Annotated in this window: 7 protein-coding genes; 3 read left to right on the top strand and 4 right to left on the bottom strand. The window is 53.1% G+C overall.

Going from position 1 to position 16,014, the window contains the following annotated elements; all coding sequences use genetic code 11:
• Nucleotides 1–207 precede the first annotated feature (207 nt).
• Nucleotides 208–1,050, bottom strand: coding sequence for a hypothetical protein (locus Q31b_RS07175; RefSeq protein ID WP_146599005.1), 843 nt, complete (start codon nt 1,048–1,050; stop codon nt 208–210).
• Nucleotides 1,051–1,119: 69 nt separating this feature from the next.
• On the opposite strand from Q31b_RS07175, the gene Q31b_RS07180 reads away from it, so the two are divergent.
• Nucleotides 1,120–1,851 (top strand): ABC transporter ATP-binding protein, encoded by a 732-nt coding sequence (locus Q31b_RS07180; protein WP_146599006.1) that lies wholly within the window; start codon nt 1,120–1,122, stop codon nt 1,849–1,851.
• An 82-nt stretch (nt 1,852–1,933) separates the two neighbouring features.
• On the opposite strand, the gene Q31b_RS07185 is transcribed toward Q31b_RS07180, so the two are convergent.
• From Q31b_RS07185 to Q31b_RS07195, 3 genes are all read right to left on the bottom strand, one after another.
• The gene (locus Q31b_RS07185; protein WP_146599007.1) at nt 1,934–6,070 is read right to left on the bottom strand and encodes a non-ribosomal peptide synthetase; all 4,137 of its coding nucleotides are present in this window, start codon (nt 6,068–6,070) and stop codon (nt 1,934–1,936) included.
• Entirely contained in the window at nt 6,067–12,747 is a 6,681-nt protein-coding gene (locus Q31b_RS07190) for a type I polyketide synthase (RefSeq protein ID WP_146599008.1), read from the bottom strand. Before Q31b_RS07190 ends, Q31b_RS07185 begins: the two co-directional genes overlap by 4 nt.
• A 95-nt stretch (nt 12,748–12,842) precedes the next feature.
• A complete protein-coding gene (locus Q31b_RS07195) occupies nt 12,843–13,985 on the bottom strand; it encodes an ABC transporter permease (protein ID WP_231617372.1) in 1,143 nt (380 codons plus the stop codon).
• A 178-nt stretch (nt 13,986–14,163) separates the two neighbouring features.
• On the opposite strand from Q31b_RS07195, the gene Q31b_RS07200 reads away from it, so the two are divergent.
• A complete protein-coding gene (locus Q31b_RS07200) occupies nt 14,164–15,282 on the top strand; it encodes a S49 family peptidase (RefSeq protein WP_231617373.1) in 1,119 nt (372 codons plus the stop codon).
• A 303-nt stretch (nt 15,283–15,585) separates the two neighbouring features.
• Nucleotides 15,586–15,822, top strand: a complete 237-nt coding sequence (locus tag Q31b_RS07205) for a hypothetical protein (RefSeq protein WP_146599009.1) — start codon at nt 15,586–15,588, stop codon at nt 15,820–15,822.
• The last annotated feature ends 192 nt before the right edge of the window (nt 15,823–16,014 follow it).

Raw genomic sequence — 16,014 nt, forward strand, 5'->3', positions numbered from 1 at the left:
GCTTTGTTCCTGTCGCCTACACCGCAGGGTTAAGATGAAGAGTAGGATTATGATCAAGGGCAACCGGTCAAGGGCGAAGCCCGTGAACGGCTACGAGAATTTTTCGTGGCTGTGGCTTCTCACCGCAGCTTGCTTGGGGACAGACTCCCCCAGCCACTCTTTTGCCAAGCCTAAAATCAAACGGTGACAAAGCATCAACGGCAACTTTTAGCGGCTACCACACGCTTCATTGATTGCCTTTGCAAGTTGACTCAGTAGATCCGCATCGTACGAATCTCGACATGCCAACCTTTGCAATGGATCCGTCCATGAAAAATCGGTTCCGGGAGGAAGTGCTTCCAAAGCGAAAGCGTTCTCGTTTGGCACGCCAAGAAAGAACTGATCTCCATCGACGTGAATCGCCCGGTCTTCTCGTGTGTTTTCGGCGACGATACGTAGCGGATCGGCAACCAATAACCTGTTTCGGCCATCTTTTTTATCAAACAACCAAGTCGCCAGTGAAAGCTTCCCGTTGGTTGGGTTGATCCATACCAAATGACGATTGACGACACGGCGGTGCTGGTTGAAACGGTCGAATATCGCTGGAACATCAAACAGAAAAAGGGTCGTCGTGCGAACAATCACTTGTACCTGTTTGCATTGTTCCTCGTTTTCGCCGAGCACTCGTCGTTCGATAAAACCAAGTGAAGCTCCAAGATCGGTGGCGTTTGCAGAATCAATGACGACCAATTGCGAGTTGATCATTGTTGAATAACCGACCCCGGTATTCACCAAGGTGTATTTGGAGGATTGTGGATCACGATTGACTTGCGTCATGATCGTCAAACGGAACTTTGCGACAGCATCTCGGATCGAGCGCCCCATCGCATCCACATCGCCGCTGGCGATTCGCGGTGTCGCGATCAAGACAATTCGGTTCCATGGCGATGCCCCCGATTGTTCAACAACCAACCCTGGCGGCAGCGTCGTGATCGGCTCGCCATACGCCGCTTCACTAGACGGCACAAGCAAGCATACAATGAGACAAAGCAAAAAGTTGAGTCGATTCATGTTTCAAAAAGCCAGAGAGACGGTCGTGCCAACATCCTAACTTGAAAGCGTCGCAAGGCAAACGACCCCATGAACAGCCCCTCGAAAAAAAATTTGCCTGATAAAGGCCCATCCAATCCCTCTTTACCGTTGGTCGAGCTCGAAGATGTCAGTCGACATTATACCGATGGTGATGTGATGGCCCTCAACCACGTCAGTCTGTCGATTCGTCACGGGGAATTTTTGGCAATCGCCGGACCAAGTGGCTGCGGGAAATCAACGCTTCTCAATATGATTGGCGCCCTCGATCGCCCAACGTCGGGAAGCGTCCGATTTTGTGGAAAAACCATTGATGCGACGATGAATTTGGACCGATTGAGGTCGCAGCAAATCGGCTTCGTATTTCAATCTTTTTACTTATTGCCCAATTTGACCGCAGAGGAAAATGTGCAGTTGCCAATGTTCGGAATCGAGCCTGATGCCAAAAGACGAACGGACATAGCCAAAGAACTATTGAGCGAAGTCGGGCTTTCAGACCGCATGAAGCATTTTTCATGGCAGCTTTCCAATGGCCAACGCCAACGCGTCGCAATCGCTCGTGCGTTGGCCAACCGCCCCGTATTGGTTCTGGCCGATGAGCCGACCGGAGCACTCGATTCGGAAAGTGGAACGAGCGTCATGCGACTCTTGACTCGATTTTGCCATGACCGCGACCGTAGTCTGGTCGTCGTCACCCACGACAACTCGGTAGCCAAACAAGCTGACCGCGTTGTGCAACTTCACGATGGCAAAGTCATTCGTGACAAGGCGAGCGGCCGATAGGAAATTCATGTCGTGGATCTTGTTGAAGATCCTGTCGCCTTTTGGATCTCTAACAAGATCCACGACCGAAGGTTTTAAAATACTATCGGACGACTGCCCATTTACTCTGCACCAATTGCTTCGCCAACTCAGCAACATGCGGTTGCGACAACATACTGTGGTGATGACCGGGGACTTTGATCACATCGACATGCGTTGCCAGTTTCGACCACCCTCGATCTAGTGGTCCCACCGTTTCGACGGGGATATCAAGGGGCCGATAGAAATCGATGGGTATCGTTAGTGGAGCGAGCCGATAGTGATTGGCCAACTGAACGTGGTGATGAAACAGTCTCTGCATATCGGACAATGTTTTTTGCACGATTTCCTCGGGTACGTTCTCATCCAAAACACCAAGCTTCTTGGCATGTTCCCACAAAAAGGGCAACTGCTCAGCCGGAGAAAGCTGTCCGAGTTGCTCCAGTGACAGATCGATGCCATACTCGCGTCCAACGTTTTGCTCGTCCGCTGGTGCGATGAGATCGGTTGAGCCAGCGGGAATCGACGTGTCGAGCAAAATCAGCCGTATAACGTGACGTCCTTTGGCTTGCAGTTGTTTTGCAACTTCCACGGCAATCAATCCACCAAGTGACCATCCGCCGACGATCAGCGCACCATGAGCGTCGATTTGTTCAATCGCTTCGACATACTCTGCAGCCATCGTTTCGACGGTTTCAGGTAGCTTTTCATCGCCATGAAGTCCTCTTGAGCGGATTGCATAAAATGGCTGATCGACAGGCAATTGCTTAGACAAATCACGATAGCAGACAACGATTCCGCCAGGCGGATGGACCATAAAAATCGGCGGCCTATCGCCGAGTGGTTGCCATGCCATGATTAAAGACGCTCGGTCCGAGGATCCTGACGGGGAACGCAGGGTTGATCGATCAGCTCCGAGGCCTCGATGAAGTTCCCTTAGCCTAAGTGCGAGGCCGCGAATGTCGGTTTGATCGAACAGCAGGGCCACGGGGACTCGCACCCCAAGATCGTCGCTAAGCTTCGATGCAAGTATCGCTGCTTGCAAAGAACTACCACCCGCGTCGAAGAAATCCTCGTCGACTCGGACGTCATCTCGCTCAAGAATCTCTTTCCATCTGTCAACCATCAACGACTCGAGCGAATCGATTGGCAGCCCCGAATCGTTTGATTCCGCGTGGCTCTCCCACGATCGCTCGGCCATCTTCACAAGCGATTTACGATCGACTTTTCCATTTGCATTTCTTGGAAGTTGGTCAAGCGAATTCACTTGAGCGGGACGTTTGAAGCGAGGCAAGTCGGTGAGCAGTCGATCGATGTTGACGGGTTCGCTATCCGCTTGCTGAGAGATGACAATGAATGCAGCAAGCACGGCACGGTCATGTTCGCCGACGACACATACCGCTGCATCGGCAACCGCTGGATCATTTCGCAAATGGTTTTCGATCTCTGCGAGTTCAATACGATACCCGCGTAACTTGACTTGGTCATCGACACGTCCCAAAAACTCAATGAGCCCATCGGCATTGACACGTCCAAGATCGCCAGTCAAATAGGCTCGCCCTGCATTTAGCGAATCGAGTGACCGAAACACTTTCGCCGTTTCCGATGGCTGGTTTAAGTACCCACGAGCGAGCCCTTTACCACAAATTGCGATTTGCCCTACCACCCCGTCGGGTACCGGATTGAATGGGTCGTCCAGTATAACAATTTCGCTTCCTGAGATCGGCGTGCCAATCGGGACCGGCTTTCTCGGATCGTGATTGAGCGGTGTTTGGTAGGCGGTGGCTTCGATCGCGGCTTCGGTCGGCCCATAAAAATTCCAGAGCGACGGATTGCTAATCTCGCGCAGCAAACGCGGCAGATCGGTCGGCATCGGTTCGCCACCGGTCCAAATTTGCTTGAGCGTTTGAACGCGTGAGAAACGAGGATGCGATACGATCACTCGCAAAAAGCTTGGGTTGGCTGCCAAAACGGTGATTCGCTGGTCGACCAAGGTATCGATGATGTCATCGAGATCGGGAACCGATGGTGAGGATCGCCTGGGCCAAATGATCGTGGCCCCTTGGTGAAGCGCCGTTAAGAGGATGCCTAACCCAGCATCAAATTGATGCGACAACAGCGAGATCACGCGATCTTTTGAAGTCAAAGGGACATTTTGCCGGCGCCACGAAAGCGTGTTGGCGATCGCAGCATGTTCAATCATGACACCTTTTGGACGCCCCGTTGAGCCCGAGGTATAGATCACATAAGCCAAGTCATTCGGGGCGTTCGAAATGTCGGGAACCGCCGGAGCATGCTCCGATTCGGATAAGACCGATCGGATATCGATGGTTTCGAAATTCGACTCGTCTACATTGCTCGTTCCGTCCAAGTCGAGTGGACGGTCGGTGATGACGACGACCGGCTGAGTATCGGCAAGCCAAGAGGAAATTTCGAGGGAAGGATGGTCGGCATCGAGTGGCACAATCGCCGCACCACTTTGCACAACCGCACGAAGTGCGATGGCGAAAAGAGGACCGCTGGCCATAACAACGGCCACGTGCTGATTGGCCTGCACACCAAGACTTAGAAGCTTTGCCGTTAAACGATTGCATAACCGCCGAAAGTGCCTGGGTGAATACTGACAATCGGTTGGGCCACCGAGTAGATTGGCAGTGTCACTTCCCGCCTCGAGTAAAAAGCCGAGCGTTGCTCGGTCGGATGGCAAGTCGACCGGCGCGTCGACCGGCACAACCGGTTGAGCTTTTTGGATTGGCCAAGCAATCGATGAAACTCGGTTTTCCGATTGTTGGAGCAGAGTGAGAGTCAAGCGTTGGAAATTGTCACGAAGCCTACGCATCGAATCATCACGAAACAGATCGGTACAGTAACAAACCATCCCGCCAATTCGCTCTGCAGCCGTATCGAAAACAAACTCAATGTCGTAATGACAGGTCGGGTGGGAAATCGGGAACGGTTGCTGTTGCAATCCCCCCATCTCGACGCTAGTGGTTTGCGATGGCATCAGAAAAGCAGCGTGATTCGATTTCGATTTCAAGTGCGAGTTTTCGAACGTACAGAGCGATTGAACCAACGGAGCTCGGCTCGTATCGCGGGGGGGGTTGGCATCTTTAACCATTTCGGAAAATGGATAGCGTTCGTGATCCAGCCCCAACAGCATGTTCGAAGCGGTTTGCTGAACCAATTCGCCGAAGCTCCGATCCTCTGATAAATCGGCTCGCATCGGCAACACATTTGAAAAATAGCCAACCGTGTTTTCGAATTGCCGCTCGCTCCGTCCTGATGATGAAAGTCCAATTAGAAAATTCTCTTGCCGACTGTAGCGTCCGAGCAAAACCTGCACCGCTGCCAACAGAACAGCATTGGTCGTCACGCCACACTTTTTGGCGAAACCGCGAATGGTACTTGAAGTTTTCTTTTCAAAACGGATCGCGGTTGAACGAGCTTGGCCGCTGAATTTGCTCGGCCTCGCAAAGTCCAGTGGCAATTCAAGCGCCGTATCGACACCGGCGGTTTGAGATTGCCAATAGTCTCTCGATCCAATGCATTCGTCAGATTCCAAAAACTCGCTTTGCTTCCTAGCGAAGTGCGAATAGTTGTTAATCGGTTCGGCGAGCCTAGGTGAGCGACCGACCAAAAGGGAGGGATAGATCTCCTGAAGCTCTTCCAGGATCAACATCAACGACCAAAAATCGGTGACGATGTGGTGTGCTGTGGCGACCACGACCGATTCCATATCGCCAGTATGCCAAACCGATAAACGGAGCAGTGGACCGTTTTCCAGGTCGAAAGGCCGTCGAACCTCTTCGAGCACGCGGTGGCGAAGTTCCTCATCGCTAGCCCCGATTGCTAGCTCCGTTCGGATTTCCGGAGGCAAGGATGCATGAACGGTTTGTTCTAGTACCCCATCACGATCTAAGAATGTCGTTCGAAGTGAGTGATGACGTTCAGCCAAACGATTCATCGTCTTCGTAAGCGTTTCGACATCCAATCGGGATCGAATACGCGAGGGCAAGAACACATTGTAAGCGGTTGAATCTGGATCACGACGATAAGCGTGCCAAAGCCCCTGTTGCTGAGCCGACATGCAAAACCGGGTCACAGCTTTCGCTTTGTCTCGTAGCAAACGTTTCAGAAGCTCCCGTTTTTCGGATGGCGACAAATCGGCTAACGACAGAGGTTGTGGAATCGATTCGCTCACGACGTCGTTTCCGGGGGCATATATTGAGAGGCCAATTCCGCCAACAAACGGTCGACTTGGCCGTCATCCATTTGATCGACCGTCTCATGAATTTGTTGAGTGGCACCGGTGACATTTGTTTCGTCGCTTGAGGCCGAATCCACAACCGTCGATGGAACCGGGGACGGCATCCCAATGAACTCGATCGTTTTCGCAGCAATCAACTGAATCGATGCACCACGCATCAATTCAGACAACGGCATGGAAATTTGAAATTGACTTTCAATCCAATTACGTAGTTCGACCGCCATCAACGAGTCGAGCCCCAGTTCCAACAAGCTCCGACCGCGATCGATTTGCTCCGCCCTAAGGCCAAGCAGCACTTTCAACTTGCTTGTCAGCATTTCTTCGATCTGATCATGCTGTTCCGATGAATCGACAAGAAGCAATTGCTCAAGACTGAATACTTGACTTGAATCCGCCCCATCGTTTCGGATCAGGTGGACGAAGCGGGGTGAGACATTTTGCGTCAATCCCAACCCTCGCCATAAAGACCAATCCATTCTAAGCACGCTCGCCTGTATCGCGTCGGTAGACAACAAACTTTCAAGGCACTGCGTCGCTTCCCTAACGCTAAAGCTAAGCACCCCCTGCCTTTCAAGCCGAGCCCCTAGTTCTTTCCGCTGAGCGAGGTAGCCGACTTCGCCGAGATGCCCCCAATTCACTACAAGGGCGGGCAAACCTTTGGATCGGCGGAGGTAAGCAAGCCCATCGAGTGCCGCGTTGGCCGCTGCGTAGTTGGCTTGTCCAGCATGTCCAAAAATGCTTGACAACGACGAGAACAAAACGAACTGATCGAGCGTCTCGGGGACGATTGTTTTATCGAGCGATGCGCGATGTAGATTCCAACCGCCCACGACTTTCGGATTCAATACTCGATACAATGTCGGCGAATCCAAATCCTCAAGCAAGCGATCCTCCAGAACCATTGCCGTATGATAGATTCCACCGAGCGGAGGAAGTACGTTGTGGATGTGCCTCAGTGTATCCGCCACCTGCTCATACACCGTAACATCGGTCCGCCGCAGCGTAACGGTCGTACCAAGCGATTCGATCTGGTCGATCGTTTGACGCTGTTGAGCATTCGGACTTGTGCTCCGTCCACTTAGTACCAAATGCCCCGCACCACAGCGAGCCATCCAAAGGGCGATTTCCAGCCCGAAACCACCAAGTCCACCAGCGATCCAATAGGTTTTCTCTTTCGAAAACAGCTCGCTTTGACCCATCGACAAACGATCGCTTGCATTCGGATAAATTTCAGAAGGTGATGTGGGATAGCTTACCGAAACCTTACCAATATGTTTTGCCTGCTGCATGTAACGAAACGCCTCCTTCACATGATCCGCATCAAAAGATCGGAGCGGCAGCGGTTCGAGTTCGCCCGTTTCGAAGCGTGTCGAAAGCCGCCTCAATTCCGTCCCCATCGATTTCGGGGCAGTCGTGAATAGCTGATCCAAATCGATAGCAAAGAAGGCAAGGTTATTCTTAAAGGGCGCCAAGTCGAGCGACTGATCGCCGTAGATATCACGCTTACCAATCTCCAAAAACCTGCCGCCCGGTTTCAATAGCGTCAAGCCTTTTCGAATCGCCTCGCCCGGCAGCGAATTCAAGATCGCATCGACCCCTTCGCCAGAGGTTTGCTTGCGAACGTTGTCGGCAAACTCTAGACTTCTTGAATCGCCGATCGACTCGACACCCAAAGCACGCACGAAATCGCGTTTTTCGTCGCTGCCGGCAGTCGCATGAATCTGCAATCCGATTTGCTTGGCCAACTGAATGGCTGCCAAACCGACGCCTCCGCTTGCGGAATGGATCAGAATCGATTCACCAGACCGCAATCGAGCACAATGGTTGAGGGCATAGTCCGCAGTCAAAAACGCGATCGGAATCGTGGCCGCTTGATCGGCGGTTAACGTACTAGGTTTGCGAGCAATCAGTGCTTCGTTAATGACCGCATGTGTTCCAAACGACCCTTTTGCGATCGCGATCACCTGGTCCCCCACCTCCCATTGCCTAACAGCATCTCCGATGCTAACGACTGTACCGCAACATTCGGCTCCCAGCATAACGGGCCCATCAGGCAACCCGGGATAGAGATCGAGTGCCTTCATCACATCGCTAAAATTCAAACCTGTCGCATCGATTTCAATCCGTACCTCATCGGGCGCAAGCGGAGCAGTATGCAGCGTTTCGTATCGCAAATCTCCGATACCGCTGGTGCGCCCCATCGCAAGCCGACAAGACTGTGAACGATGTTGCCCCACTTGTCTACCTCGTCGAGGCAAGGGGACCGAATAATTCGGCACGAAACGGCGAACATGCCGAACGCCATCCCGATAGAGAATTTCATCTTCGGAATCGTCTAGCGAGAGTTCTTCGAGCAGCGACGCCAACTGCTCTGACACACTGCTTCGAGGTAGATCAACAAGACGAGTACGTAGCAGCGAACACTCGCTAATCAATACTCGCCCCATTCCGATCAGTGGCGTTTGGCAATAGGTGATCGTGTCCGGTTCTTCGTCACTTGACTGAGCCTCCGTCGTCACAATCATGAAACGAGGAATCATCGTGTTGGCGTTGGAATCGCATGAAGCCTCTTCGCGTTTCCGCTGCCACGCTTGAATAAATGCCAAGGGTGCTTCACAAGTCGTTGCCAGACTCTCAATGACATCGTGTTCGGATTCAATCGATTCATCGACATCCAATCCCCAAGCAAAAGCAACGTCGGTGATGGTGTCGATTGGAATCGCTGCGAGCAAACGATCCCATTGGGGACCTGCCTCCGCATTCACCTCATACCGTTTATTTCGGTTAATCGCAAACGATTCACCCTGCCGAACCTGATACACTTCTTCGCCATCGAGATGTTGGATAAGACTTTGTGACAACTCATGCTGGGCCCCAAAGATCAACCATCGCCGCTCCTTCGGAATCTCCGATTCGCTTTCTGTCGAAACGCTTGGCTCCCATCGATAACGGTACAACAAGTCCGCCAACCGCTCCGACACCGCTTTCGAATTTGCGACACGACTTTCGAAGCCTTCGATGACGGCAACGACATTCCCTGCTTTGTCCCAAAGGGTCAGATCGGCGAGCATGCGGTAGGCATCCTTGAACCGAATCTGGGTGTAGACCTGCAAATCCGTGCATCCGCGTCCACTCGCATTGCAGCGGATCGTCGCGATACGGTGCGGCAAGTACAGGCCGCCCACCTTGTAATCAAACAATTCATCGGCCACGATCATCGAGTGGAAACAGGCATCTAGCAATGCAGGATGCAGGATGTACTGGCTCGCCTCGTCATGCAAAGACTCGGGAAGTCGAACGTGGACGATTGCTTCACCTTTTCGGCGGACCCCATCGACAACGCCTTGAAAACTCTTTCCATAATTCAACCCGAGTTTTTCACAGTAGTCATAACAGCGACGGGCTGATACCGTTTCAATCATTCCTGCTCGAACGGTTGCCTCGTCGAACGAGTCAAGAATCGCTGAATCGTCACCGCTAAGCGAAATGGTTGCCAAGCGATGCCATTGGTCCGAATCAGGTTCTTTGAATCGCAGCTCCATTCGATTTCGATCACCGCGATAAGTTGTCGATAAATTGACAGCACGATCGTTATCGAGGACCAAGGGTTGGTGAATCGAGAGATCGTCCAGCCGAATCGATTCGGTTCCTTCGTCAGCGACCGAGGCCGAAACCGCTAGTGCGGTTTCGATAATCGCAGCAGCCGGAAAGAGGCAATGATGACGGACTTGATGATCGGCCAGATAAGGATGCGTTTTCGTCGACAACTGGCACCGCCATGCGGGATCAGGATTTCCCAAGCGGGTGTCGAGCAGTGGATGAAAGTCAGGTTGCAATCGAGTACGTCGCGATTGATCCGATTCTGCCCACAACCGTTCGCGTTCAATCGGGTAGTGAGGCAACCGTAGTCGCTGCTTTGGCCGATCGGCAATGACCGACCAATCGATCGGCGCATCAACTTGATAAAGTTTTGTGAACGCTTCTCGAAATGCTGTCACGTCGTCGACATCACGATGCATCGACGAAACGGTATGAATCGACTTTCCAACCTTGGCAAAGCATTCATTGATCGAGTAGGACAAGACAGGATGTGGACCGAGTTCGATGGCAATCGCGAATCCCTGTTCAGCAGCAGACTGCATCGCCGGTGCGAACAAGACACCCTGTCGAACATTGTCCCACCAATAGTTGGCATCGGTCGTCGAACTTGAATTGCCGTCGATTGGGCCACCCATGATTGGGGCACCCGTGATTGGGGCACCCGTTACCGTTGAGATCATCATCGTATGCGGAGCGTGCGGTGTGATGCCGGCGAGCGAGCGTTTGAGTTCGGCTTCGACAGGATCCATTTGAGGACTATGAAATGCATACTCGACAGCCAAGTGACGACAGAAAACACCTCGTGATAGTAGACGATCCGCGATTTGGTGAACGGCATCCGTATCGCCCGAGATCGTGACACTTTCGGGACCATTGACGGCAGCAAGCGACAGCAGATTTTCTCGCCCCGCAATCATTTCACGAGCTTCGTCCGCTGTTATTCCGGCAGCGATCATCGCGCCGTGCGAGCTTGCCAAATCCATCGTTCGTCCGCGATGGACGGCGACCGTACAAGCGTCCTCCAACGACAAAGCGCCCGACAAATAGGCTGCGGCAATCTCACCGACACTGTGCCCGACAATCGCTGACGGGCGAATACCGAACTCAGCCCATTGTGCTGCTAAAGCGACCTGAATCGCAAACAATGCAGGCTGAGCGATCGAGGTTTCCTGGAACCGGGATTCCGATTCGCTCCGATGCATCTCCTTGACTAACGACCACTCGACATGGCGAGCAATTTCTCGATCACATCGATCGATGGTTTCTTTGAAACTGGAATTCGCTACATACAAACGGCGTCCCATCTGGCAATACTGAGCCCCCTGCCCGCAGCAGACAAACAGAACCCCCGTTTCTCGCTGCGATTTGGAAACCGCTTGATCTTTGGAAGTCTGTTCCGATTGGAGCTTGCGTAAACCGGTTGCAAATTCGTCACGGTCATGGCCGAACACGACCGCTCGAGCACGCAGATGACTACGTTGATGGCTGGCCGCGCCGACGACATCTTGTGGACGAAGCGCAGAGCGAACCGTGTCCTCCTCGAGCCAATCGGCCCACTGGTTGGCGACAACCGGTAGACGTTCGGGTGAATGGGCCGACACAGGCAAAGGGAGACCGACTTGATGGTATCGGTGGCATCCTGCCGCCGGACTTGGATCGGATGATTGGCAAAGTGGCGGCAGGATGCCACCATTACGAGAGACGTCTTCGACCACAACGTGTGCGTTGGCCCCGCCGTAACCGAAGCCATTGATGCCCGCGATGCGGCGACCGGAGATCGTATCCCAAGGCGTTGTTTCAAGTGGCAACTGCAGATGGTTTTCGGCAAATTGGATTGCTGGATTGAGGGATTTGAAATGGAGATGTTTGGGAATCGTTCGATGCCGCATCGCCAACGCGACCTTCAACACGCTGGCGATCCCCGCTCCCGCTTCGAGGTGCCCAATGTTCGTTTTGACACTGCCGAGATAGCAGGGACTTGACCGCTGCGATCCCTGAAGCGTTGCATTTCCAATCACATTTCCAATCGCGGCAGCTTCAATCGGGTCTCCGACCGGGGTTCCGGTGCCGTGAGCTTCGACGTAACTCACCAAGGTGGGGTCGATCTGAGCAGCGCGGTAAGCCGCCCGCATCAGATCTTGCTGAGCATTTTGGCTGGGCACCGTCATCCCGTCGGAATGGCCATCTTGATTGATAGCCGTGGAACGGATAACACAATAGATATCGTCCCCATCGCGAACCGCATCCCGATAGCGTTTGAGGGCGACGATGCCAGCCCCTTCGCTGCGGACGTAACCGTCCGCTCGTGCGTCAAACGTCTTGCAGCAACCATCGGGTGACAAGACACCGAGCTGACTAAACGCCACGAAAAAGTCAGGTAGTAACAGTGCATTGACTCCACCCGCCAACGCCATATTCGCGTTCCCCGATCGCAGGCTTTCGCACGCCATATGGAGAGCAACGAGCGAGGAGGAGCAAGCGGTGTCAACGGCTACACTGGCACCGCGCAGATCAAAACAGTAGCTGATTCGATTCGCCGCAATGCTGCTCGAACCACCGGTATTGCTATAAGCTCCCAAGACGCTGCGATCTTCAAAACTAAGCGATGCAACGGAGTAATCAATACTACTAATGCCGACAAAGACCGACACCGGTTGGCCAGCGACCGTTTCGACGGGAACGCCGGCATCCTCGAACGCTTGCCAGCTTGCTTCGAGCAGCATGCGTTGCTGAGGATCCATCGCGGCGGCTTCTCGTGGCGAAATGCCGAACAACGGAGGATCAAAACCGTCAACCGCGTCGACATAGCCTCCCCAGCGGCTGTTGGTCTTGCCCGGCTTCACCTTTCCCGCCGAGTAAAACTTGTCCACGTTCCAGCGGTCGGCTGGCGTTTCGGAGATGACACAACGCCCATCGCGGAGCAGTCGCCAGAATTGTTCGGGCGTATTTGCACCCCCTGGGAAACGACATCCGAGTCCGATGATGGCAATCGAATCGGGTTGCTTATTCATAGAATGATTCGTAAAGGTGGCTATGACGTTCAAAAAGACTACTCTGAGTATCTTAGGGTAGTTTTCAAGATCGATCGTTCAATCGTCCCCTCCGCTTATCGCTCACGAAAAGCTTGAGCCGGTAGCAATTGTGCGGCCCGCCATGCTGGCAAGATCGCTCCAAACAAGCCAATCCCTACACCCATCATCATTCCTTCCATCATGACAATGGGATCAATCACTGAATCCAACATCCCTTGGACTGCCGGCGATTGACTCAAAAGCCAAGTCAACCCAGCAGCTGCCGCGCATCCCAACAAACTAGCGAGGATTGCCAACAAGCACGATTCGCCCAAAATCATCGCGACCACCCGGCGGCGCGACCATCCAATCGCGCGAAGAATCCCGATCTCGGCCGTCCGTTCCATCACACTGGTCATCATCGTATTGAGCGTCCCAATGGCCCCGATCATGATGGCGATCACAGACGTCATCCACGCCATCGCCGACGCGATTTGCATCCGTGTATCGGTGGCCACAAACTCTTCGGTCGCCAGCGGCAATAGTCTGGCATCGACGGCTTTGATCCGCGATATCACCTCATCGACTTGACGAACGTTCACGCCATCTGCCACTCGAACATTCACGTACGTTACCTGACCCGCTCGTCCCGTTAATTCTTGAAGGAGTGACAACGGCACAAGCATCGATCCATTTTCCCAAGTGCTACGGCTCGTGAAAACACCTGCGACGAGGTAGGGCTGATCGAACAAGTTGACCGATTGTCCAGCCCTGATCCCCAAACGATCGGCCAGATGAACGCCAAGCCACAGCCGATTCTCTAGGTCTTGATTCCCTAGGTCTTGATTCACTAGGTTGCCGTCTTCGAATTGAAAGTTATCCATCATCCAGGAATCGGTCGGCATCCCCATCGCGGGAATGCCGTAAACGCCTTCGTCTTCAAGTGACACCGTTTCGAGCAACATCGGTGATGCCATTGCGACCCCTTTGACATCGGCAATCCGCTCAGCAAGCGATTGGTCAATCGAGCTGCTAAGCCGATCGGCGGAACCTTGCCTCGAAACGACAATATCGACGCCATGACTATCGTAAACGTCGGCGAAAGAGTTTTTGAAATTGCTGGCAATACCAAGTAAGGCAACGACAGCGGCAATCGCGCTCGCCAAAGCCACAAGCGTCAGGGTAGTGCGAAGCGGTCGCCTACGGAGGTTCTTCCAAATCAAAGAGGAGAAATGCACGATCTTCGGACGCTCGAGAAAGAAACTTGAATCAAATCGGAAAAGTTGCAGTCGTTTCGACGTTGATAGTCTAACCGATTGAGCCACCTGTGATGAGTCGATCACATCATGGGTGCCCCAATGTTGTCTCCATTGTCACATTCGTTTTCCGATTCCTCCGGTTGATTCGAACAATCGCATGTACCGTTGTTTCCTGCTTTGTGTCTTTCTTTTGTCTTTCAGCGGCTGCCGTCATTGGCCGTTGCGCGTCGACATGCTTGGCAACGTCGGCGGCAAAATGCAAATGAATGGCGACATGAATGTGACCGGCGACACTCGCGTCGACGGCACGATGAAGATGATCGGCGACTTAAATACCAGTATCAAAGCGAACAATACCGCTTCCCCCTTGTCTCCCGTCACGGTTGAAGGAAACGCCGATTCATCCGGTCGTGTTGCCGTCATCGATGTCGATGGCTTGCTCGTGTATCAGAATGGCAGCGGCATTGGGTCGATGGGTGAAAACCCCGTCGCATTGTTCCAAGAAAAGATTCGGACGGTTGAAAGGGATCCGGCCGTAGCCGCCGTCGTGTTGCGAATTGATTCACCGGGTGGTGGAGTGACCGCGACCGACATGATGTGCGAAACACTGCGCCGATTCAAAGCATCCCGAGGCATCCCGGTCGTCGCCTGCGTTTTGAGCACCGGTGCCGGAGGTGCTTACCAACTAGCCGTTCAAGCGGATCATGTCATTGCTCACCCGACATCGATTGTCGGCGGTATTGGCGTGATTTTGAATCTATACAGCATGGAGGATACGCTCGGCCAATACAATATCGCCGCTATCCCTGTCAAATCGGGAGAGAAAATCGACGGTGGGACGCCCGTGCGAACGATGGAACCGGAGGAACGGAAACTACTACAAGGAATCGCGGACGAGTTTCACCAGCGATTTGTCGACGACGTCAAAACACGCCGTCCGCAGCTGGTCGCAGCAAACGATGCCGCGAAAATCGACGATTGGTTTGATGGCCGCGTCGTCACCGGCCAATCAGCAGCCGAAGCGTCCTTGGTGGATCAAACGGGTTATCTCGACGATGCGATTCGTGTCGCAAAACAGATGGGAAACCTTGATGCCAACGCGTCGGTCGTGATGCTACGGCGTGACAACGACCGTGCTCATACAACCTTAGACGTTACGCCAAACGAATCCCCATTAGGCTCGCTACTGCCACTCAACATTCCCGGCTTAGACCGCAGCCGATTGCCGACATTCATGTACCTCTGGCAAATCGAACCCAGCTTCGCAACCCGCTAATTGGCTGGCTCGTAGCGTAGGCTGGGTCGACGGGCGGCGGACCCGGCATCTGCAACTTAACAATTAGCAAACACGGGCTCGGTTTCTAGCCGAGCCTACAATGCTTGGTGTTAAGTTTTGCCCGCTAATCACGCCAATGAACGCGAATAAGAACTGACCGTCAACGTTCTGCGTGAAGCTTGCATGATAACCACCACAGTGACTACACTCACTATTGCTTGCTGCCTTTAAGTGGTTTGGTTTTGCACAGGGGTTGTGAAGTTCACCAAGGCGGCCATGAGCATTCCGACGAAAGTATACGCCATGCGAAAACGATCATCATCGGCGAGTGGTTCCCCCGGTATCGTGGAAGGCGGATACCGGAACTTGGTTTCAAGCGTTGAAGAAAAAGCTCGGCGAGAGGTCGAAGCTCGGTATGCTGACCAATGGAACGCGGCCGGAATGGCTGGGCGTTGGAAACTAAAACGCAAAAGGAATGCCGAGCTTGCCGAGCTCGTGGCAAATAACATGCCCGACGTTTCACCCGACGCTCTTTTCTGATGTCGTCATTGTAGGCTGGGTCTGGGGTGCTCAAAAGCTTGGTGTTCATGTGATCGTAACTTGCGGCCTGTCGATTTAATCGGTTTGACGCGACTGATTGTTTAACGCCAAGCCATAGGCGACCGATTATGAAAAAGCTGACGCCTTCGGCTAAGCGTTAAACGATTAAATCGACAGGCCGCTATCGCCAAA

Origin of the sequence: Novipirellula aureliae (genome assembly GCF_007860185.1) — a bacterium.
Lineage (GTDB): Bacteria > Planctomycetota > Planctomycetia > Pirellulales > Pirellulaceae > Novipirellula_A > Novipirellula_A aureliae.